The organism is Tenacibaculum sp. 190524A02b, assembly GCF_964036645.1.
Classification (GTDB): domain Bacteria; phylum Bacteroidota; class Bacteroidia; order Flavobacteriales; family Flavobacteriaceae; genus Polaribacter; species Polaribacter vairaonense.
The window spans coordinates 741,228-763,067 of the sequence record NZ_OZ038525.1 but is presented as its reverse complement, the minus strand read 5'-3'; the positions used below and the strand labels follow the sequence as shown (position 1 = coordinate 763,067).

Sequence of the window (21,840 nt, the reverse complement as noted above, 5' to 3'; positions counted from 1 at the left end):
TTTACGTGTGTAGTTTACTCTGTTTGCAATTTTAAAAACTGGTTTTTTACACCTTTTTACTGGCTAAACCTAATACAAATCTAGCTAATTTTATATAATTAGTAGTATAATTAGTACTTATATTTTACTTTTACACTTTCAATTTTTTATTATGTTAGGATTAAAATTCGATACAGAAACTTCATGGGTAGATGTTGCTAAAGATGGATTGCAACAATTGCTTACAGACCACGCCTTTGCTGAGCAAAAAGCAGCATCAAATGCAGTTTCTATTATTATAAATTACTCAGAGGAAACGGAATTGGTTAAAGATATGAGTGATATTGCCATTGAAGAGATGGAGCATTTTAGAATGGTTCATACTATTATGGTTGAAAAAGGAATGGTTTTAGGCCAGGCTACTAAAAATGATTACGCTTTAAAACTACAAAAGTTTTTTCCGCATACAGGTAATAGAAAAGAAGCTTTAGTTCATCGATTATTAGTAGCTGCTTTAATTGAAGCAAGAAGTTGTGAACGTTTTAAAGTATTTGCTGATAATATGGATGATGAAAAATTAAGTCAATTTTATACAGACTTAATGGTTTCTGAGGCCAATCATTATACCTTATTTTTGGGATATGCTCGTAAATACATGGATAGAGACATTGTAGATAAAAAATGGGATGATTTATTAGCTTTTGAAGCTGAAATGATGAAAGGCAGAGGAAATATAGCTAAAGTACACGGATAATTTTTTATAAACAATCTATCCTATTTAGGGTGGATAAACTGATAACTGATATTAATGTTTAGTAAGGAAGAATCAGCAAGATTACGCAAAGAGTTTTGGACTAGTTTTGGAAAATCTTTTCCAAGAAAGTGGTTATTATATAATACTAAAATTAAAGGAATAGCCTTCAAGTTTCAAGCAGATAGAAAGAAAGCTTCTGTATGTTTAGATTTTGAGCACCCTGAAGAAATAGCTAATGAGCTTTTGTACGATCAATTACTTTCTTTAAAAAATATACTAGAGCAAGAGTTTTTACCAGAGGTTATTTTTGATGATAATTTTGAGTTAGATAATAGAAAGATTATCAGACGTATTTATGTTCCTTTTGATAAAAAGTTTAGCATTCATAATAAAAATACTTGGCGTGATTGTTATGAGTTTTTTGTTGAACATATGAATCAGTTTGAATTGTTCTTTTACGAATATGAAGACTTTATTAAACAGGCTATTTAGAGAGGCTGTTTAAAATAAATAGTGAATTGTCTTGTTATAAATACATACAAAATTAATTTCCAATGAAAAAAATCCCCTTTATACTAAGCCTAATCTTTATTATTTCTTTTTCCTTTGTTTCTTGTTCTTCTGATAGTGCAGGTGACGTTTCAAATGGTGAAGATGTAGCAAACAACCCTAATATTTCTTATGAAATAGAGATTATGAACTTAATTAATGCGCATCGAGTTTCAAAAGGATTGGCTAAGCTTGAAATGCTCGCTGCTATAAAAACACAAACAGCATTACATACCGATTATATGATAAAAAAAGGTAAGATTTCTCATGATCTTTTAAATCAACGTTCAGAGTATTTAAAAAAGAACGCTAATGCTAAAAGTATTGCTGAAAATGTAGCTTCTGGGTATGCTACGGCAAATACTGTTGTTACTGGATGGTTAAATAGTACTGGGCATCGCGAAAACATTGAAGGAAATTATACACATTTTGAGCTAACCGCTAAACAAAATGCTAGCGGAAAATGGTATTACACAAATATTTTTATAAAGAAATAATATTATTTCTAATATATCAAAAACCGTCTAAAGCAATTCTCTAGACGGTTTTCTTTGTTCAAATAATTATATAAGTATATTAACTAGATAGTGATATATAATTCTATTTAAAAAAAGCTATACTAAATGGATATAGAGGTTCTTCTTCATTACTTGCTCTTACTGCGTTGATTATTGGAAAAATGAAATAAAAAATTCCAATGGCAATTAAGCCTAATATTCCTAATCCAAATAATAAAATTAACGGAATACAGATTAATATGTATAAAAACATACTAATTCTAAAGTTTAAGATTGCTTTTCCGTGCTCATCCATAAACAATACTTCATCTTTTTTGACTACCCATAGTATTAAAGGAACTATAAATCCTCCTATTCCTGTAACAAAATCTAACAATTGACTTAAATGTGTAATTGCTAATAATTGGTTATTTCTTTCCATAAATTTAATTGATGTTGGTTTGTATATAAGAGACGATATATTTCTTGTTTTGTTACAAGTGTCTTAAAATTTAATTCTAATAATATCTATAAACTCACTAGTTAATTATTCTTAAAACTCCACTTTTTACTGCGTATATTTGCAGCATGATACAAAATGATACTATTGTTGCGTTGGCTACTCCTGCTGGTGTGGGAGCTATTGCTATTATTAGATTGTCTGGTGAAAAATCTATTGAAATTGTTAGTCAATTTTTTAAATCTATCAAAGACGGAAAATCTCTATTGCAACAAAAATCGCACACCTTACATTTAGGTCATATTATCAACAATAGTATTGTTATTGATCAGGTATTAGTATCTATTTTTAAAAATCCACATTCTTATACTGGTGAAAATGTGGTGGAAATTTCTTGTCATGGTTCTAGTTTTATTCAACAAGAAATTATTCAACTGTTTTTACAAAATGGTTGTAGAATGGCTGATAATGGTGAATTTACCATGCGTGCGTTTTTAAATGGTAAAATGGATTTAAGTCAGGCAGAAGCTGTTGCCGATGTTATTGCTTCCAACTCTGCTGCCTCACATCAAGTAGCTATTCAACAAATGCGTGGTGGAATCACGAATGAATTAAAAGAATTACGTGGTCAGTTATTAGACTTTGCTGCTCTTATAGAATTAGAATTGGATTTTTCTGGTGAAGATGTTGAATTTGCCGACAGAACTAAGTTTAAAGAATTAGTAGCTACTATCTCTACTGTATTAAAACGCTTAATAGATAGTTTTGCTTTTGGAAATGCTATGAAAAATGGAATTCCGGTAGCTATTATTGGTGAGCCTAATGTGGGGAAATCTACGTTATTGAATGCTTTACTAAATGAAGAAAAAGCTATTGTATCTGATATTGCCGGAACTACACGTGATGCTATAGAAGATGAAGTAATTATTGATGGTGTTGCTTTTAGATTTATTGATACTGCTGGTATTAGAGAAACGGAAGATGTGGTGGAAAGTATTGGTATTCAAAAAGCTTATGAAAAGGCAGAAAATGCACAACTTATCATCTTCTTGATTAATTCTCAAAAATTTATTGAAAATGCTACTGCTTTTTTAAATGAAATCACTAAAATTAAGGAACGTTTTCCTCATAAGCGTTTATTAACTATAGCTAACAAGGTTGATATGATTTCCGATGCTCAGAAATCTGAATTAACTACTAAAATTTCTAATGTCTTATTACTTTCTGCCAAACAAAAAGTTGGAATTGATAGTTTACAAAATGAATTAACATCATTGGTAAATACGGGTGCTTTGAGTAATAATGAAACCATTGTTACCAACTCACGTCATTTTGAAGCATTAACACTGGCTTTGGAAAGTATTGAATCTGTTAAGAGTGGAATTGAATTAGATATTTCTTCTGATTTATTTGCTATTGATATTCGTGAATGTTTACGTCATTTAGGAAATATTACAGGAGAATATGATGTAGACAAGGATATTTTGGGACATATTTTTGGGAACTTTTGTATTGGAAAATAGATTTTCTTTCTTTTAGTTATACTTTACTTTTTCTTAAAAAAAAGAATTAAACATAATAAATCAAATATTAAGTTTAATTCTTTCTTATCTATAAGTAGAATAAAAATTGACCCGAATTTAAAACTTATTTTTTATTAAAAAGTTTAGTTTATTACTTTAAGTTCCTTACCTACTTTTACAAAAGCTTCGACTGCTTTATCTATATGAGCTTTTGTATGTGCTGCTGATAACTGCACTCGTATCCTTGCTTTTTCTTTAGGCACAACTGGATAGAAAAAACCTATTACATAAATACCTTCATCTAGCAATTTACTCGCCATAATTTGTGATAACTTTGCATCATATAACATTACTGGAACAATTGCTGCATCGGCACCAACTAAATCAAAACCAGCTGTTTCCATTTTTGTTCTAAAGTAATTTGTGTTTTCTTCTAATTTATCTCTTAACGAAGTATCATTTTCAAGTATTTCAAAAACTTTTAAAGATGCTCCTACTATTGCTGGTGCTAATGAGTTAGAGAATAAATACGGTCTTGAACGTTGACGTAACATATCAATAATCTCTTTTCTTCCTGTAGTAAATCCTCCCATAGCTCCACCTAAAGCTTTTCCAAGAGTTCCTGTAATAATATCTACACGTCCTAGTACATCTTTTAGTTCTATTGTACCACGTCCTGTTTTTCCTATAAAACCAGAAGCATGACATTCATCAATCATTACTAATGCATCGTACTTGTCTGCTAAATCACAAATTTTTTCCAACTCAGCAACTACACCATCCATAGAAAATACACCATCTGTAACAATAATTTTAAAACGATGATTTTGTTTATTAGCTTCAATAAGTTTAACTTTTAAATCTGCCATATCATTATTAGCATATCTATAACGAGCTACTTTACATAATCTAACTCCATCAATAATTGATGCATGATTTAGAGAATCTGAAATAATAGCATCTTCTTTAGTTAATAAAGGCTCAAAAACACCCCCATTAGCATCAAATGCTGCTGCGTATAAAATAGTATCTTCACAGTGAAAAAACTCTGAAATTTTATCTTCTAATTGCTTGTGTATATCTTGTGTACCGCAAATGAATCGTACTGAAGACATTCCGAAACCATGAGTATCTAAAGTGTCTTTTGCTGCTTGTATAACTTCTTTATTATTTGATAAACCTAAATAATTATTAGCACAAAAATTTATAACTCCCTCTCCTTTACCGCATCTTGCGAAGTTGTAATAATACGTTCTTCTTTATACAAACCATCATTTTTAATAGTTTGTAATTCATCTTGTAAATGTTTTTTAATATTTCCGTACATTCTCTATAGTTTATATTGTTAATGAATGATAGTGTACTTTTAATTTTTCTATCATAATTTGAGTCATCGAATCTAAATCGAACTTAGGCTTCCAATTCCAATCATTTCTAGCATCACTATCATCTATACTCCCTGGCCATGAGCTTGCAATGTGTTGTCTAAAATCTGGTTTATAGCTTATTGTAAAATCAGGATATATTTTTTTTATGGAGTTAAATATTTGCTCTGGTGTAAAACTCATTCCTGCAAGGTTATACGATGTTCTAATTTTAATGTTTTCTGAAGGTGCATCCATAAGCTCTATTGTAGCACGTATAGCATCATCCATAAATATCATAGGAAGCTCTGTAGATTCATTTATAAAACACTCAAAACTTTCTTCTTTTACTGCTTTATGATAAATATCTACAGCATAATCTGTAGTACCTCCACCTGGTAAAGATTGATAACCAATAACTCCAGGGTATCTTAATGAACGTACATCTAAACCATATTTTTTAAAGTAATAATTCGCCCAATTTTCGCCAGCACCTTTGCTGATACCATAAACTGTTGTTGGCGTAAGGTTTGAAAATTGTGGAGTATTATTACTCTCTACATTAGGACCAAAAACTGCAATTGAACTTGGAAAGAATACTTTTTTTATATTATGAAGTCTAGAGGCTTCTAATACATTAAAAAGTGTTTTCATATTAATATCCCAAGTTTGTAAAGGTGCTTTTTCTCCGTTAGCTGATAATATGGCTGCTAGGTGGTATATTTGAGTTATTTTATTTTCAGAAATTAAATCTACTATAGCATCATAATCTGTTGCATCAAGTGTTTCAAAACGTCCTGTAAATTCTGAGTTTTCACGTAAATCTGTCGCGATTACATTATCAACACCCCACTTCTCTTGAAGACTATCAGTTAACACAGATCCTAACTGACCACTAGCTCCTGTTATTAATATTTTTTCTCTAATCATTTTTAAAAATTATACAAATACAAAATTAGAACATTAAGACCTAAAACAGATTAATAATTCGATGATCAATAAAAATTAAGTTATTTATTTTTCATTTTATCATTTTTAAAGAATAAAAATCTAAAATAAAATTGTTTTAATTATATTAGCAGGAAAAAATCATATAAAATTATGGATCGAATTGATGAAGTTGATTTAAAAATATTAAGGATTTTACAAAAAAACTCTAAAACAACAAATAAGGAAATTGCAAATAAGTTAAACCTGACACCTTCGCCTATACATGAAAGAATTAAACGTTTGGAGAATAAAGGATATATAAAAAAACATGTAGCAATTTTAGATAAAGTACTTTTAAATAAACCCATTACTGCAATATGCATGGTCTCATTAAGATATCATGATGAAGGTTTTATTGATAAATTTGACAAACAAATAAAAGAGTTAAAAGAAGTACAAGAATGTTATCACATGGCTGGTAAAGTCGATTTTTTTTTAAAAATAAATATAGAAACTCTAAATGCTTACCATGAATTTGTAAGACTTAAATTATCTAAAATAGAAAACATTGGTGTTTTAGAGAGTTATTTTGTTCTTAAAGAAATTGTTTCTACAACAGAATATTCATTTTAAAGAAACTAACTTCAGATATTAATTACATCTATACTTTATTTATTTTTTATTTTAATTAAATAAAAGAAAACAAATTCTTACACCATTACTCCACCTCAAAACGCTACAAGTACTAATTTTAATTACTATTTCACTTTCTGTATTTGGAAGTAGATTATGTTATTATATTTCCTTTAATAAGTATAAATAATAAAAGTATTCCTGATATTATGAACCAAGTAGAAGCCAAACTAAAAGCTAATGGTAAACTATAAACTATCACCAAAGACTACAGAAGATTTTGTTGAACTATATGAATATAGAATTCATAAATTTGGTTTATTACAAGCTCAAGAATACGCTAATCAATTACATGAGATTTTAGAATATTTATTACAAAGGCCTGAACTTTGGAGAAAAGTATTTCATATTAAATCTAATCTTTATAATTTCCGTTATCAATCTCACATCATATTTTTTGTTGACGGTAATGACAAATTATATATAGTGAGAATTTTAGAAGGACATCGAGATTTTACAAGACATTTGTAAAATCAACCAAAAGAAAATAAAATCTTACACTACTACTCCACCTTATTACTCTGTAAGTACTGATTTTACTAGGATTGTTATATGTTAGCACATACAATTTTATAAATACTGTGTTTATAACCAACTAACTTTTTCGAGGACGAAATACTTTCATTTCTTTTTCATTTGTTTCTAAAAAAGGACCATTTATAAGGTCAATACAATAAGGAATAGCCGGAAATACAACTTCTAGGCATTCTCGAATAGCTTTAGGTTTTCCGGGTAAATTAACAATTAAGGTATTCCCTCTTATTCCCGCAGTTTGTCTTGAAAGAATGGCTGTAGGTACATATTGTAAACTAGCTTGCCTCATTTGTTCTCCAAACCCAGGAAGTAATTTTTCACAAACCGCTATGGTTGCTTCTGGTGTTACATCTCTTAACGCCGGTCCAGTTCCGCCAGTAGTTACTATTAAACAACAGTTTTTATCATCTGCCATTTCTATCATGCCTTTTTCTAATAAATCCTGTTCATCAGGAATTATTTTGTATTCTTCTTCCCACTTATTGGTTAACCATAAGTTTAAAAGTTTACGTACTTCCTTGCCTGGCAAATCTTCATAAATACCTTTACTTGCTCGGTCTGAAACATTAATGATGCCTATTTTTATTCTTTCCAACTCAATAAAATTATTTGATTCTTACAAAATTGATTGCTGTGATTTTGTAAAAGTATAGAAATAATCAATTATTTTTGCAACTTAATCGCATTAATTCAAATCCAAAACACTAAGACAATAGTGTTTAAACACTTAAGCATGAAACCCACAACAGTAATTAAAAACTGGATAACAGGAACAACTCCTGATATATTAAAAAAAATTCATCAAAAGGATATAAATGTAGCTATTTACAATAGGAACATCGATTCCTTACAAGAAGAAATCAATAACTTATTGAAACAAGATATTAGTGTAATAGGATCTGGAAGTATTAGCAACATTTTGAATGAGGTAGCAAAAATAATTACCCCTAATAAATTCTACTTAACATATAAGGATATTAAAAATAGTTTAATCCTTTTTAGTAAAGTCACTGGTACTAATAGTTTTCAATTGCTAATAGAAACTATAAATACTAACATGTGTAGAAAATTCCATACAGATGTTAACGATTTACGAATGCTTTGTACCTATAGTGGTCCTGGTACTTTATGGTTGACAGAAGATAATATCAACCGAAAAGCTTTGGATACCTATAAAGCAAATGAATCTATTGTTATTAACGAAAATAATATACAACAAGCTCAAACTGGAGCTGTGATTATTTTAAAAGGAAGTGTTTATAAAGAAAAAACAAAAGCGGCTGTGCATCGCAGCCCAACTATTGAAGAAAATGGTGAAAAAAGAATATTACTGCGTATTGATACTACTAATTTTTTAAAAACATGTTGATTAAAGAGGATAAAATAGAACTGGAAGAAGGACAACGTCTAGACCTTCAATTTGACAAACGAGGTGGTTTATTACCTGTTGCAGTACAAGAAACAACAACTGGTCAGCTTTTAATGTTAGCCTCAGTAAACAAACAAGCATTAACCAAAACACTTGAAACCAAAAAAGCTACATTTTGGAGTACTTCTCGCAATAAACTTTGGACAAAGGGAGAAACTTCTGGTGATTTTTTAAGAATTGATAAAATACTTATTGATTGTGATCAAGATGCGCTTGTATATCAAGTTACATTATTAGGTGACGGAGTTTGTCATACCTACAATTTACAAGGTAAACACCGAAAGGCTTGTTTTTACAGAGAGTTAAATATGGAACAAAGTAACCTTCAATTTATTGAAGATATGCAATAACAAGAAACTTATAGATATTATTAGTTATTATCACTCCTACTCTACCAAAACTCATTACAAACTGAGAATTAAAATTAGACTTTATTATTTTACTACAAATTTTGAATATAGTTGTCTAATTTGTCTTCTTTGCTTAATTCAAGTTTCTTTTTTAATCGAAAACGGGTTGACTTTATAGCTTCGAGTGTTGTTTTTCTAACAATAGATATTTCTTTCCTTGTAAGTCCTATTCTAATAAAAGAGCAAACCTCAACATCTGTTTTAGTAAGCTGTGGGTGTTTCGTTTTTAATCTATTTAAAAAATCTTCATTAAGTTTTTTTATATTATTCTTTAGGCTTTCTATTTTATCACCCACAAAAGCCTCTTCTTTTAAATCTTGAAGAATCGTTTCAAGAGAATAATTACTTATTAATTTTGAAGGATTAGTCTGTTTTGGGGTAAATTTTTCCCTAGTTTCAAAATGTTGTATTGTTTTTGTCCTTAACTTTTCTGTTTTTTCTTTATCAATATCAAAATCAGTAATTAATTTTTCTGTATTAACTGGAAGCTCTTTTTGGTGATGTTTTTTATAGTATTTATAACCAAAATAAAAAACTATAATCACTAGTAAACTAACAATCAAAACTATACTACTATACAATTGTATTTTTAGTTGTGAGTTTCTTGATTTAATTTGTAAATCTTTCTTCTCTTGAGCGTTACTCAAACTATCTTTTAATCGTTGTTTTTCATAAATATGTAGTACTTCTATCGCTCTTAGTTCTCTTGCTTTTTTTATACTATTTATTTCTACATTAATTTCAGTGTACTTTACAATATCTTTAAAAGCAAGGTCATACTTATTCATAGCTTTGTATATTTTGCTCCTAATTGTATAAGCATCATGAAGGTATTGTTTGGTATCTTCTGAAATTGCCATTTCTATACTATCATTAGCATAACTTAAGGCTTTATCATATTCTTCAAGTAATAAATAAACATTAGCAATATTTGTGAGTGTTTTAATTATGGATCTTTTTTTATTTATACTTTTTACATAGTCCAAATAATTCAAATAAACCAAAAGTGCTTCATTATATTTCTTTTGAACAGAATATAAAGACGCTCTATTGGAAATAGCCTGTTGTTTACCTTCTTCATAATTATCCAACTCAAAATACTTTATAGCTTTATTTATAACATAAAAAGCGGTATCAATTTTATGTAAATTTTTATAGCATATAGACATCATGCTGTAATTATTTCCAAGAGCTTTATGCCTTTTATTATGCTTGTTTATTGTTATTGCTTTTTTAAATAACTTAATGGATTTATTATATTCTTTTTGAACTCTGTATATGAAACCTATATTATGATAAATACTTGAAAGCCGAATGGTATCATTCATACTGATGTAAATTTTTTCAGCAGAATGGTAATCTTTTAAAGCACCAACATAATCTGCTTTTCTTCTTTTATAAATACCTGAATGACCATATGTTTTTGCTAGTTGCACCCTAGTATCATAGGTTGCTTTTTTAAGAATTCTATGTATTTGATTACAATATATAATTACTTTATTGTAATCTCTCTTTCTTTGATAACCGCATAATTTAATCAGAGCTTCTACCTTTAAAGAATCTGTATTTGCACTTTCAACTTTTGTTTTTAATTGTATAAGCGTACTATCTATTTTTGTTTGAGAATTTAAAACCAAACTCCCAAATAATAAATACAGTATTAAAAATAGTTTACGCATAGTTTTTTAAAAGTAAAAAATCTAAAAAGGCCAGCCAATAATTGAACTGACCTTTAAAATCCCCTTAAAAGTTTAAAATCCTTCTCCTGGTGCTTCAGGACTTTGTGCCTGTGCTTTTTTTGGATTTAACAATAAATAAGTACCTAAAGCTGTTAATGCAGTATATTTACCATAATTCCCTATTTTATTTATGGCTTCTTTTCGAGTTATTTTATGTTGATTTTTATTCATAATTTATTTACTATTCTATAATTATTTTCTTACTAACTTCTGCATCCTCTGACTGTAGTTTTACAATATAAATACCAGAAGAAAAGCCTTGTAAAGTAATTTTTGAAGAGCTATTGGATTCTATTTGAGTATCTAATACTTCTCTTCCTATTATTGAATATACTTTTATGTGTGCTTTTGATTGAATTCCTGTAATTGTAATCTCTTTATTTGCCGACTTGAAAATGTCTATGTTTTCAGAATTCAAACTTGAATCCTCGATACTTAATGTGTTAGAAATGGTATGTAAATAGAATCTTCCTCTTTTATGAGCTTCTTCTTCTATTGTAACATTATAGTTTGTATTACTAAGATTTGTAAATGTATTCTTTACCTTATCTTCTAGATAAATAGTAATCTCTGTTGGTAATTTATTGGTAGCAACTGAAAACTCAACTTCTGTACCATCTTCAGCAAGTAAACCTACTGGTATTACCATATTGTCATAATCACTATTTGGTAAAGATTGAATTGTGTAATTGTGCTTGGTTTCATTACTTACTAATTGTGTAAATACATCAAAATTTGCTGCCTCAAAATTTCCTATGTCATAACCAGCATCTAAACCTTTTGTAGCAGTTTCTGTGTATAAAATTTTTGTAGTAACCATTGTTCCTTTTATAGAAGCTTTAAGTTCTATACTAGGGTATGATGCATTTGTGCTTTCAAGCCTCATAGATCCTCCTCCAGAAACAGCTACACCTCTTTGATTTTCATTAAAAACGACGTTAGTTTCGCCAGAACCAGTTTTAATAAAAAAACCTTCTCCCGGTGCTAATTTACTTTCAGAATCAACTAAAGTTTTAGGTGTGTATTTATTTTGAGAAGCATCCCAACTATACACTGCTACAAAAGAAGCATCAAACTTGCTATAATTATCTTGTATAAAATTTGCTCCAGAATTTTCATTAATTGGCAGGTAAGCTGTGTAAGGGTTTCCTAGAGCATTCCATTGGTTTTCTGCAACTGTTTCTGTTACATTATTTGTTTCTATACTACCTGTAAAAGAAACGCCTCCGTCTGTTGCTCTAGAAATGGCATACCCTTTTCCTACTTCAAAAGTAAGTGCATTGGTACTTAAATCATCAGCTGTATAATATACCCATTTAGCTCCATTTGTATTACTATCATCATAATAAGCAATAGCATACCTTTTAGGAGAAACAGAATTGTTTACGCGAATATCATTTGCTACATTTTCTGCAAACTCTTTTATACTTTGCCCACTAACAGATGCAGTAATCACATTCCATTGGTTAGCTATTAATCCATTTTTTTGAAAAGTAACTTGACCAGAAGTAGTTCCTTCTACAATAAAAACACTACTATTACTTGTATTGGATGCTAATGCAATTGTACCGCTACTATTTAAGTTACCATTTACATTTAAAGTACCATTCGTGTCAATAGTAAGATCAGCACCTGTAGCTATTGTTAAGTCATTAACACTATAATTACCTGAGTTTACAATAGGATCATTAGTTACGTCAGGAATTGTTACATTATTAGTAACATTAGGAATTGCTGTATCAGTCCAATTTGAAGTAACTCCCCAAAAAGCACTTGAACTCCCCGTCCAATTTACATTAGTAGGTAAAGCTGCTCCTGATGAATCATAATTATCTCCAGTAATTTGAGTTCCTGAATATTTAGTACAATCAGCAGTTCCTAAAGCTACAACAGTAGCTGGACCGCAAGCAGTATAAAATTGATCTAGAAAAACACCACCAGTTTCAAAAGAAACATTTGGATCTTTACTAACATCAGTATATTTTATTTTAATACTGTATAAATGTTTTGGAGTACTGCTTATTACTGGCATTCCTATAGTTCCACTACTCGCTAATTGTTGAAAAGAAGTGGAAACTCTTGAAGTAGTATTATCATTTACAATAAATGAAGTATAGGCTAATACTGTTCCTCCAAAAAAGCTTGTTGCTAAAACAGAACCGTCTGGTTGTAACATTTCAATGTTACCGTTAGTATGTACATTTTCTCCAAATGCCTCGATATTATAATTAAAGTAAATTTGTCCAGAACCAACTATAAAGTCGCTATCAGAAGCTATGTAGATATCTGCTTCATAAAAATCATTGGTTCCATCGTTAGTATTTCTTGCATTTACAAAAGAAAAACTAATGTTTTGCGAAAATAGTTGTGTATTAAAAACAACTAAAAATAAATAAAGTATATTTTTTATCATTACTATGAGTGTTTTTTAAATTCTTTGAATGTTGATAATTTTCATTGACATTCCATTAAATGATTTTTCTATTTTAACCTGTGATAACCAGAAAAAATTTCCGTGATAAACAATAGGCACATAGGCAAACTTTTTAATCTCTTTCCTAGCTTTAAATCTTTTAGTTTTAATTAGCTTCATACGTCTGATTTTAAATTATTCGCTATTTGTAAATGGTATTAGAATTGTTCTCCTTTTCCTATGTTAGGATTTAAAAAGCTATTGACATCTGAATTTTGTATTTGTCCATTCATATTCAAATCTGCTTTATGATACCCAGCATCACCTAATACCTTAATTACAGAATTGGCATCTATGTTTTGAATCTGTCCATTTTCATCAACATCTCCAGAAATCATTGCGAATACCCCATTGCTCATATTTACAACTGAATTTGTTCCTCCAAAAACAGAAGAGGCAGAATTGCTAAGGTTAACTGATGTTGAACTGTTAGTGTTTAAAGCTATTGCTGAATTACTTATGATTCCTAAATGATTTCTGTGATTTACAGCTACGTAATAACTATCTGAAGACAAATTGAATTTTAAAGCGGATACTCCATCAACATCAACAATATCTCCATCGGCTTGTACTAATGCAGATTGACTAGCAAGAATGGTAGTTCTATCATTTTTATCACGTAAGGTTATCCAAACCCAATCGATAATAGCATCGTTACCTGTTGTATTGAAAACTGAAGTTTCACAAGTAATAGCATCTGTATACGGACTAGTTGTTGGTAGTAAACTGTTACTTCTTAAACTATCGTCCATTGTAGTTGTTTCTGAAGTTGCTAATGGCCCTTGTAAAAAAACTACAGGAGCAAGTTTAATCTTTAAAACGATAGTTTCTTGCTGAAAACCTTGAGTTAATGTATTGCTTCCATTTGAGCTTGTTGTAACTACTAAATCTCCAATTGTATAATCTAAACTAGCGTTTGCTGTACTTAAAGTTGTTCCGTTTGATCCAATTACAGTTCGTTCTATTGTTTGAGAAGACAAAGAAGAAGTAATCAGCAATGATATTATAAATAAAAACTGTTTCATACTCTTATTATCTTTTTCCAATAATTTGCAAAACAGTTATAGCATCAGTTTTAGCATCACCACCAGAACTTCTAACTAAGTATTGTACTTTTCCTTGAGCGAGAGAAGTAATTTGTGCATTTCGAGTTTTCGAAGTTGATGCAATACAAGTAATTGTTATTGCCGGAACACTAGAAAAATGATTAGAGTAATTTACGGTATATATGTTTCCTGATAAAGAGGCCGTAATACCAGAGGAATTGGTAACATTTGAGTTTAGTGTTCCATCAGTATCTACAATTACAGAAATGATTTCTACATTATTAGCTGCTCCGGCTGCTCTTAGATCATCACCATCTTCATCAATAATAATATTTCCATCTGTTGCAATGTTTTCATCAACTTTTAACTCTCCTTTTACTTGTAATAAGCTATTATCAAATTCCCCATAAATTAAATCTCTAATATGTAATTGGTTAGAAAATGTTCCACCTGCTCCTGCTGCTGTCCCAATTAATACATTAGAGTCTCCGTTTAAATTATACCCTGCAAAGTATCCGATAACAACATTACTATCTCCAGATTGAGCACCTTCTGCCGCTTGATATCCAATAATTACATTTCTTCTATCAAGATTTGAAAGATTACTTGTATTATCATAAGTACCAAAAATTTGGTTTTCAGATGGTGATGTTAATATTCCATTAAGCTGAAAATTTCCTCCTAAAGTTAAATTTCCTGAAGTAGTTAAATTTCCAGTATTATCAATCTGTAATCCTTCGTTACCTCCGTCATTAGATAACCAATTACCGTTCAATAATACGTTGTTTCCTAAAGTTAAAGTTCCAGAAGACGTTACATTACCATTAGTATCGAATTGTAAACCTTCGTCTCCTCCATCGTTATTAATCCAGTTATCAGCTAATTTTATATTACCAGTTAGTTCTATGGTACCATTATCTAATATTTTAATACCTTCGTTGTCTCCATCATTAGATAACCAGTTGTCATTTAACTGCACATTGCCTCCTAAAGAAACTTTTGCAGAAGTAATTACATTTCCGCTTGCATCAAATTGAATTCCGTTATTACTAGTTCCGTCTCCATTAATCCAATGCGTATCAAGGTTAATATTACTTCCTAAGAATAATTTGTTTGAAGTAGTTACTCTACCACCAGAGTTTACTAATAATCCTTCGTCATCTCCATCATTAGAAATCCAATGCCCGTCAGTTTTAAAATTTTCTGAAGCAGTATGATTTCCTAAATTATCTCCGTTTTCTACATATTTAGCTTGAATTGCATACGGCACACTTAATAATTGTGTAGTTCCCATACTTACATAAGTTGTTCCGCCTGCAACATCAATACTCACTTCAATAAAATAATTATCAGTAGACCAATCAACACTTGAAAAATCATCAGTTGTAGTTCCTTGACCAACAATCAAATTAAAAACTCCATAATCATTTGTTGTTGGTGAGTGTGTTTCGGTATATACCACTGTTCCATTAGCTGTTGTTTGGTGCAGTTTGAATTGTACACCGATAGATGTACTTGATAAAACGTTCCCTGAAGCATCTCTTACTACTGATTGATAATTAAACCCCTGTGGAGCTTGCGAGTAAGAGGTTAAAGAAATAAGAAATAAGAATAAAAAAGCACTTAGTTTTTTCATGTTAATCAAATTAAAATTTTTAGAGAGCTTTCTATAAACTCTGTATTTATAAGGTTAAATATTTATTTTCTATTAATTATTTAGTCAATTGAATTAATGAGTTGTTCACCTTTTCCTAGGTTTGGATTTAAAAGGTTATTGATGTCAGAATTTTGTACCTGACCATTCATATCTAAATCAGCTTTATTGTATCCAGAAACTCCAAGTTGTTGAATTATTGAATTGGTATCTATATTCTGTATTTGTCCGTTTTCATCAACATCTCCAGCAATCATGGCAAAAACTCCATCTCCCATATTTACCACTGCATTTGAACCTCCAGCTACAGAAGAATCATTTGAAATAAAATCAATAGATGTAGTTATTTTTGATAAGCTTATAACAGAAGAGGTCATAATACTTAAATGATTTCTATGTTTAATTACGATGTAGTAATTGCCTGAACTGACCTTAAAAGAAAGTGGAGAATTTCTATCATCAGTAGGTTCTACAATATCTCCATCACGTTGTAGAACTCCAGATTTTCCTGTAATTATAACACTTGGATTATTTGCTTCTCTTAATTCTACCCAAACCCAATCTACCATTGAATTTTCTCCAACAGCATCTAACTTAACAGCATCAGAAATAGTAGCTCCATCACTATAAGGAGAAGTAGTACCGTAAACTCCACTTGCAATTCTTAAGTCATCACGCATTAAACTTTCTTCTCCTGAATTTGGATTTATATAAGCTCCTTGAAGAAAAACTTTTATATCAACCAACACATAATCACATGTAGTTTCATTGAAGTTTGTATTAGTATCTTTATTTGTCCAATTTGTTGTACTATAAGTAGCGTTATCAACTAAAACACAAGTTAAATTAGGGTTGTTTTCTATTTCAAAAGTAGTCACGTTAGTATTGTTTCCATTCCTAACATTTAAGTAACTTAAATTGGTGTCATGTCCCCATAGCTTTTCTAAATTAGTTTGATTGCTTAAATCTAGTATTGTAATTCCTGTATTGTTGACACGTAGTGTTTCAATATCTGGATTATTACTTAAATCTAACTCTGTAACGTTTGTTTCATCAACTCGTAATGCTTTTAATTTAGTGTTATTGGAAAGGTCGATTGTAGTAATTGAAGTTCTGTAAGCAGAAAGTATTCGAAGTTCTACATGAAAACTAAGATCTAATGTTGAAACACCAGAACTATAGGTATATAACTCTCTTAATTCAAGATTATTACTCAAATCTAAACTTGTTAATCCTCCGTTTCCTTGCACCCAAAGATCTCTAAGATCTGGATTATTAGATACATCTAGTGAAGTAATACTATTAGATCCTATATTTAAATTTCTTAATACTAAATTACTCGTTACATCTATTAATGACAAGTTATTATTGTTAACATATAAATGTTCTAATAACGTATTTTTACTCACATTTAAAGTAGTAAAATTATTACCTCTAGCTTCTAATGTTACTAAAGCTGTAAAATCTTCAATTCCTGTTAATTCGTTAATTCCAAGGTCATTTACATTTAAGCTTGTAACTACTTCTATTAAAGCAGTTGGAACCTGTCCGTCTCCAGAAATATCATCATAACCTAAAGATTCCAATTTTGCTTCAAATGTTGAATCTGGAATTGCTGTATAATTACAATAGTTACCTTCTGTAAAACTAGTAGAAGTACCAATATCAGTCCAATTTGTTGTACTATATGATGCATTATCAACAGTAACACATGTTAGATCATCATTATTTCGAACATCAAAATTAGTAATGTTGGTATTATTCCCATTCCTGATATTGACATACTCTAAGACTCCTGTTTGTCCGTAAAATTGAGTTAAAGCTGTTTGATTAGTTAAATCGATTGAAGTAATATCAGAACCGTTTACCCTAACTTCAATAAGCTTTGTATTTGTTGATAAATCAATAGTAGTGATATCTGTATTGTCAATACGTAATTCTGTTAATTCTGTATTTAAAGAAACCTCTAATGTGGTTAACTTCGTTTTGTAAAGGATAAGATTTTTTAAAACTAAATTATTACTAATATCTAAAGTTGTAATGTCAGTTTGAAATAACTCTAAAAAAGTAAGTTTCGTTAATTTACTAACATCAATAGCTGTAATGTCAGTAACTGGACATTCTAATCGAGTTAATGCTATATTGTTTGAAACATCTAATGCAGTTATTGGATTTGCTCCAATATCTAAAGACTTTAGATTTATATTTTCAGATAAATCAATAGACGTTAAATTGTTTTCACTTATTCCAAGTGTTTCTAACACTGTATTATTAGTAAGGTTTATAGAAGTTAAACTGTTATTTTTAAGGTTAAGTGATACTAATGCGATGAAATCCTCTATTCCTGTTAAATCGGCAATAGCATCACTTCTTAAATCTAAAGAAGTCACAATTTCAATATTTTGAGTAGGTACCTGTCCATCACCTGAAATGTCATCATATCCTAAGTTTTCAAGAGCTGCTTCAAAATTAGCATCAGGAATAGTTGTATAACGGCAAATTCCTGAATTGTAAAAAGTAATTCCAGAATCAACATTTGTCCAGTTCGTTGTACTCCATGCAGTGTCATCTACTTTAATACAACGTAATGAAGTATTACCCGTTGCATTAAAATCTGTATTAATGATTGCTGTATTGTTTCCATTCTGAACATCTAAAAAAGTTAGCTGATTGTTATCACAAGATATACGAGTAAGTGCTGGATTATTCGAAGCATCTAATCGACTTAAATTATTATCAGATACTCTTAACTGTCTTAAAGCAGCATTGTTTGATACGTCAAGATTAGAAAGATTATTTCGTTCTAAAGCAATTACTTCTAATAGTGTGTTTTGAGAAATATCTAAACTGGTTAATGCAACATCTTGTAAATACAAAAACTTAAGGTTGGCATTAGTAGATGCATCTAAACTTGTAACATTTGTACATTCGCGAATATTGATAGTTTCTAGTAAAGGATTATTAGAAACATCAATGCTAGTAAAAGGATTATTTCGAAGATTAAGAAATGTTAACCCCGTGTTTTGAGTTATATCTATTGAATTTAATTGGTTGTACTTTCCTGTAATAGACCCTAGATTTGTATTAGCTCCAAGGGTTAAAGTAGCAATGTTATTTTCGTTAAAAATTAAACTCTGAAGGTTGATATTATTACTAACATCTAAAGAAGTAAGCGAATTGTTTTCACAGTTTAAATCCACTAATGCTATAAAGTTCTCTATTCCTGCTAAGTCTGAAATAGATTGATTCGAAACATCTAAACTTGTTATCGTTTTTATTAACTCAGTAGGAACTTGTCCATCACCAGAAATATCATCGTAACCCAAAGCCTCCAATCGAGCTTCAAAATTTGGATCTGGAATTGTAGTATATTCGCAATAAGTATCACTAAACGAAGATGCTACATCGACATTTGTCCAATTTGTTGTGCTATACGTAGTGTTATCAACTAAAATACAACCTACTGGAGTATTAGAAGTATTAAAACCTGTTATGTTTGTATTTGCACCATTTTTTATATTTAAAACTGTCAAAGACGATATATCATTAGCTATTAGGTTTTTGAAAATTGTATTTAACGATAAGTCTAATGAAGTTATATTAGTATACGCAACATCTAAAGTTTCTAAACTTACATTTGAACTGACATCTATTGAAGCGATATCACTATCCCATAAATCTAAAAAAGATAAATTTACGTTTGTGCTAGTATCTAAACTTGTAATATCACAACTTGTACAAGCAAAACGTTTTAAGGCAATATTATTTGATAAGTCTACGGTAGTTCCTTTGAATTGCCTTAATCTAAAATCTTCTAATGCTGTGTTGTTACTCACATCAATGGTAGTAAAAATATTTCCGTTAGCTGCCCAAAGTGTTTTAAGTTTTACTAAACTTGAAACATCTAAAGATGTCAAATTGTTATACTGAAGTTTTAATGACTCTAAAGCTATAAAATCATTAATTCCTGTTAAATCAGAAATATTTTGATTATTTACATCAAGGCTAGTAACGCTATCTATATAACTTGTAGGTACTTGTCCATCACTTGCAATATCATCATATCCTAAAGCATTAAGAGCAGCCTCAAAATTTGGATCTGGAATAGTTGTGTATTGTGCTTGACTTACACTAACAGTCCCTAAATCTAAAGTACAAGAACCGTTATTAAATATCGCTTTTAAGTGGTACGAACCCACTCCTAGATTTGTGATCTCTCCTTCCGTGGCATCATCACTAAATACATAAGGGTAAGTTGTTCCGCCATCTATACTGAATTTAATTTCTGAACGTGTTACTTCATCATTAAAATTCACTTTTATACTCCCGTTATTTTGACTAATTAACGATCTTGTAATTTCTGTTACTGATGCTGTTGGTGTTACTTCACTTGCTAAAGACACAAAATATATGGTTCCCGAATTAGAAGGGCTATCACCTTCATTCTGCCCTATTAATAGATTTGGGTAGGAAACTGCAACCGCTCGGTTCGAAAATTCATCCCAACCTGCGCCAGAAATTATTTTACTTATTTGTGTCCAGTTATTAGTACCGTTATCTTTAAAAATATAAACCGCATCAGTGCTGTTTGATCCATTTCCAAAAGTTCCGACATATAAAAAACCATTATCTATTACCACATCTGTTCCAAAACGTTGGTCATTATAACTGTCCTTATCATCATTCTGAACCATTACTCTGTTCGCGTCTAAATAATCGCCATTTATATCTGCTTCATACACGAACACTCTACCTTGATCAGCTTCAGGTGTAGAGGATACTTCAAAATTATATGCACCAATAGCTAAATAATCTCCATCAACACTAATAGCACTACCAAAATACTCAGAGGTTTCTGTACCTCTTAATCTGTGTGTTCGCGACCAAGATCCATCATTCGCTTGATCCCATATTTGAACTGATCCAGCAGAAGCTCTACCAACAGAAGAATAATCCGCAGGCCCACCAACATAAGCACGACCATCTTTAACCAATACATCATAACCAAATCTTGCCCCCGAATAATTAGACTGTACTTGAGGTTCTAGTTTTGTTTCTGAATATGTAAATGTATTCGTTCCATCATTTTCATATAAATAAGCACATCCTCCTACAGAACCATCTCTAGCTCCAACAAGAATTAAGTTTCCTTCAATAGAAACGGATTCTCCAAAACGATCACCAGAACTTCCATCACTAGGTTCAAATACTGCTACTTCTGTCCAAGTATTAGAACCATTGTATTCAAATAAATAAACAGCTCCTGTGTCTATACCTGATTCATTTGTTTGTGAACGTGCTCCTACCACTAAGTAATTTCCTTCTAAGGCTACTGAAGAACCAAAGTTGTCTCCAGCAAATCCATCACTTGCCGTTAATATGGTTTGTTGAGACCAATTTCCCGATCCATCATTAATATATACATAAACTTTTCCTGCTTCAACACTATTACTTCTTGACACTGTTACAGCAATGTTTCCATCAATAGCAACACGTTCTCCAAATCTATAATTTGAAGTAGCATCACTGGCTTTAAATTTTGCAGCACCAACATTGGTTGTGGTAACTATTCCTGAGAATTTAGCTTCATCAAGAGAACAATTATTTTGACTATAACTCAATAGTGAAAATATAATAGCTATAAAAAGTATTTTTTTCTTCATGTTCGTTTAATGGATTTGAGTTCAAATACAGTGCAATACTATTTCATTTTTAATTTTTTTAAAAGAAAACAAGGGGTGCAAAATAGGGTGCAAAAAAACAAAACCCCTATTTTACAAGGGGTTTAGGTGTTTTTTTTGCACCC

The 21,840-nt window shown here is 30.3% G+C and carries 18 protein-coding genes and 1 pseudogene; 8 read left to right on the top strand and 11 right to left on the bottom strand.

Annotated elements, in window-relative coordinates:
- The first annotated feature begins 151 nt into the window (after positions 1 to 151).
- The 3 genes from ABNT65_RS03080 (at position 152) to ABNT65_RS03070 (ending at position 1,779) form a co-directional block, all read left to right on the top strand.
- The gene (locus ABNT65_RS03080; RefSeq protein WP_348702287.1) at positions 152 to 733 is read left to right on the top strand and encodes a tRNA-(ms[2]io[6]A)-hydroxylase; all 582 of its coding nucleotides are present in this window, start codon (positions 152 to 154) and stop codon (positions 731 to 733) included.
- 54 nt (positions 734 to 787) lie between these two features.
- A complete protein-coding gene (locus ABNT65_RS03075; protein WP_348737249.1) occupies positions 788 to 1,225 on the top strand; it encodes a DUF4268 domain-containing protein in 438 nt (145 codons plus the stop codon).
- A gap of 62 nt (positions 1,226 to 1,287) precedes the next feature.
- Entirely contained in the window at positions 1,288 to 1,779 is a 492-nt protein-coding gene (locus ABNT65_RS03070) for a CAP domain-containing protein (protein WP_348737248.1), read from the top strand.
- A 103-nt stretch (positions 1,780 to 1,882) separates the two neighbouring features.
- Here ABNT65_RS03070 and ABNT65_RS03065 read toward each other — a convergent pair whose 3' ends face one another.
- The gene (locus ABNT65_RS03065; protein ID WP_348702292.1) at positions 1,883 to 2,221 is read right to left on the bottom strand and encodes a DUF4870 domain-containing protein; all 339 of its coding nucleotides are present in this window, start codon (positions 2,219 to 2,221) and stop codon (positions 1,883 to 1,885) included.
- A gap of 146 nt (positions 2,222 to 2,367) precedes the next feature.
- Between ABNT65_RS03065 and mnmE the strand changes: the two genes are divergently transcribed.
- On the top strand, positions 2,368 to 3,762 hold the full coding sequence (mnmE, locus tag ABNT65_RS03060; protein ID WP_348737247.1) for a tRNA uridine-5-carboxymethylaminomethyl(34) synthesis GTPase MnmE: 1,395 nt from the start codon (positions 2,368 to 2,370) through the stop codon (positions 3,760 to 3,762).
- 143 nt (positions 3,763 to 3,905) lie between these two features.
- Here the strand turns inward: mnmE and kbl are convergent.
- Positions 3,906 to 5,089 (bottom strand): annotated as a pseudogene (kbl, locus tag ABNT65_RS03055) (glycine C-acetyltransferase).
- 10 nt (positions 5,090 to 5,099) lie between these two features.
- On the bottom strand, positions 5,100 to 6,056 hold the full coding sequence (locus ABNT65_RS03050) for an NAD-dependent epimerase/dehydratase family protein (protein WP_348737245.1): 957 nt from the start codon (positions 6,054 to 6,056) through the stop codon (positions 5,100 to 5,102).
- Between the two features lie 171 nt (positions 6,057 to 6,227).
- On the opposite strand from ABNT65_RS03050, the gene ABNT65_RS03045 reads away from it, so the two are divergent.
- Together ABNT65_RS03045 and ABNT65_RS03040 are read left to right on the top strand one after the other, a co-directional pair.
- The gene (locus tag ABNT65_RS03045) at positions 6,228 to 6,689 is read left to right on the top strand and encodes an Lrp/AsnC family transcriptional regulator (RefSeq protein WP_348737244.1); all 462 of its coding nucleotides are present in this window, start codon (positions 6,228 to 6,230) and stop codon (positions 6,687 to 6,689) included.
- A gap of 240 nt (positions 6,690 to 6,929) precedes the next feature.
- Positions 6,930 to 7,220, top strand: coding sequence for a type II toxin-antitoxin system RelE/ParE family toxin (locus ABNT65_RS03040; RefSeq protein WP_348737243.1), 291 nt, complete (start codon positions 6,930 to 6,932; stop codon positions 7,218 to 7,220).
- Between the two features lie 124 nt (positions 7,221 to 7,344).
- Here the strand turns inward: ABNT65_RS03040 and mog are convergent, their stop codons facing one another.
- Positions 7,345 to 7,878: a molybdopterin adenylyltransferase gene (gene mog / locus ABNT65_RS03035; protein ID WP_348737242.1), complete on the bottom strand. Its 534-nt coding sequence runs from the start codon at positions 7,876 to 7,878 to the stop codon at positions 7,345 to 7,347.
- 138 nt (positions 7,879 to 8,016) lie between these two features.
- On the opposite strand from mog, the gene ABNT65_RS03030 reads away from it, so the two are divergent.
- Together ABNT65_RS03030 and ABNT65_RS03025 are read left to right on the top strand one after the other, a co-directional pair.
- Positions 8,017 to 8,652, top strand: coding sequence for a DUF1826 domain-containing protein (locus ABNT65_RS03030; protein WP_348702302.1), 636 nt, complete (start codon positions 8,017 to 8,019; stop codon positions 8,650 to 8,652).
- Positions 8,646 to 9,062 (top strand): phosphoribosyl-AMP cyclohydrolase, encoded by a 417-nt coding sequence (locus tag ABNT65_RS03025; protein ID WP_348737241.1) that lies wholly within the window; start codon positions 8,646 to 8,648, stop codon positions 9,060 to 9,062. Before ABNT65_RS03030 ends, ABNT65_RS03025 begins: the two co-directional genes overlap by 7 nt.
- A gap of 92 nt (positions 9,063 to 9,154) precedes the next feature.
- On the opposite strand, the gene ABNT65_RS03020 is transcribed toward ABNT65_RS03025, so the two are convergent.
- The 7 genes from ABNT65_RS03020 to ABNT65_RS02990 all read right to left on the bottom strand — a co-directional run bounded on the left by ABNT65_RS03020 (position 9,155) and on the right by ABNT65_RS02990 (position 21,697).
- On the bottom strand, positions 9,155 to 10,801 hold the full coding sequence (locus ABNT65_RS03020) for a tetratricopeptide repeat protein (protein WP_348747137.1): 1,647 nt from the start codon (positions 10,799 to 10,801) through the stop codon (positions 9,155 to 9,157).
- A 72-nt stretch (positions 10,802 to 10,873) separates the two neighbouring features.
- The gene (locus ABNT65_RS03015) at positions 10,874 to 11,032 is read right to left on the bottom strand and encodes a hypothetical protein (RefSeq protein ID WP_348702305.1); all 159 of its coding nucleotides are present in this window, start codon (positions 11,030 to 11,032) and stop codon (positions 10,874 to 10,876) included.
- Positions 11,033 to 11,042: 10 nt separating this feature from the next.
- On the bottom strand, positions 11,043 to 13,274 hold the full coding sequence (locus ABNT65_RS03010) for a T9SS type A sorting domain-containing protein (RefSeq protein ID WP_348747136.1): 2,232 nt from the start codon (positions 13,272 to 13,274) through the stop codon (positions 11,043 to 11,045).
- 15 nt (positions 13,275 to 13,289) lie between these two features.
- Positions 13,290 to 13,454, bottom strand: a complete 165-nt coding sequence (locus ABNT65_RS03005; protein WP_348702308.1) for a hypothetical protein — start codon at positions 13,452 to 13,454, stop codon at positions 13,290 to 13,292.
- A gap of 38 nt (positions 13,455 to 13,492) precedes the next feature.
- Positions 13,493 to 14,359 (bottom strand): hemagglutinin protein, encoded by an 867-nt coding sequence (locus ABNT65_RS03000; RefSeq protein ID WP_348702309.1) that lies wholly within the window; start codon positions 14,357 to 14,359, stop codon positions 13,493 to 13,495.
- Positions 14,360 to 14,366: 7 nt separating this feature from the next.
- Positions 14,367 to 16,016: a hypothetical protein gene (locus ABNT65_RS02995; RefSeq protein ID WP_348747135.1), complete on the bottom strand. Its 1,650-nt coding sequence runs from the start codon at positions 16,014 to 16,016 to the stop codon at positions 14,367 to 14,369.
- An 80-nt stretch (positions 16,017 to 16,096) separates the two neighbouring features.
- Positions 16,097 to 21,697, bottom strand: a complete 5,601-nt coding sequence (locus tag ABNT65_RS02990) for a hypothetical protein (RefSeq protein ID WP_348747134.1) — start codon at positions 21,695 to 21,697, stop codon at positions 16,097 to 16,099.
- Positions 21,698 to 21,840 lie beyond the last annotated feature (143 nt).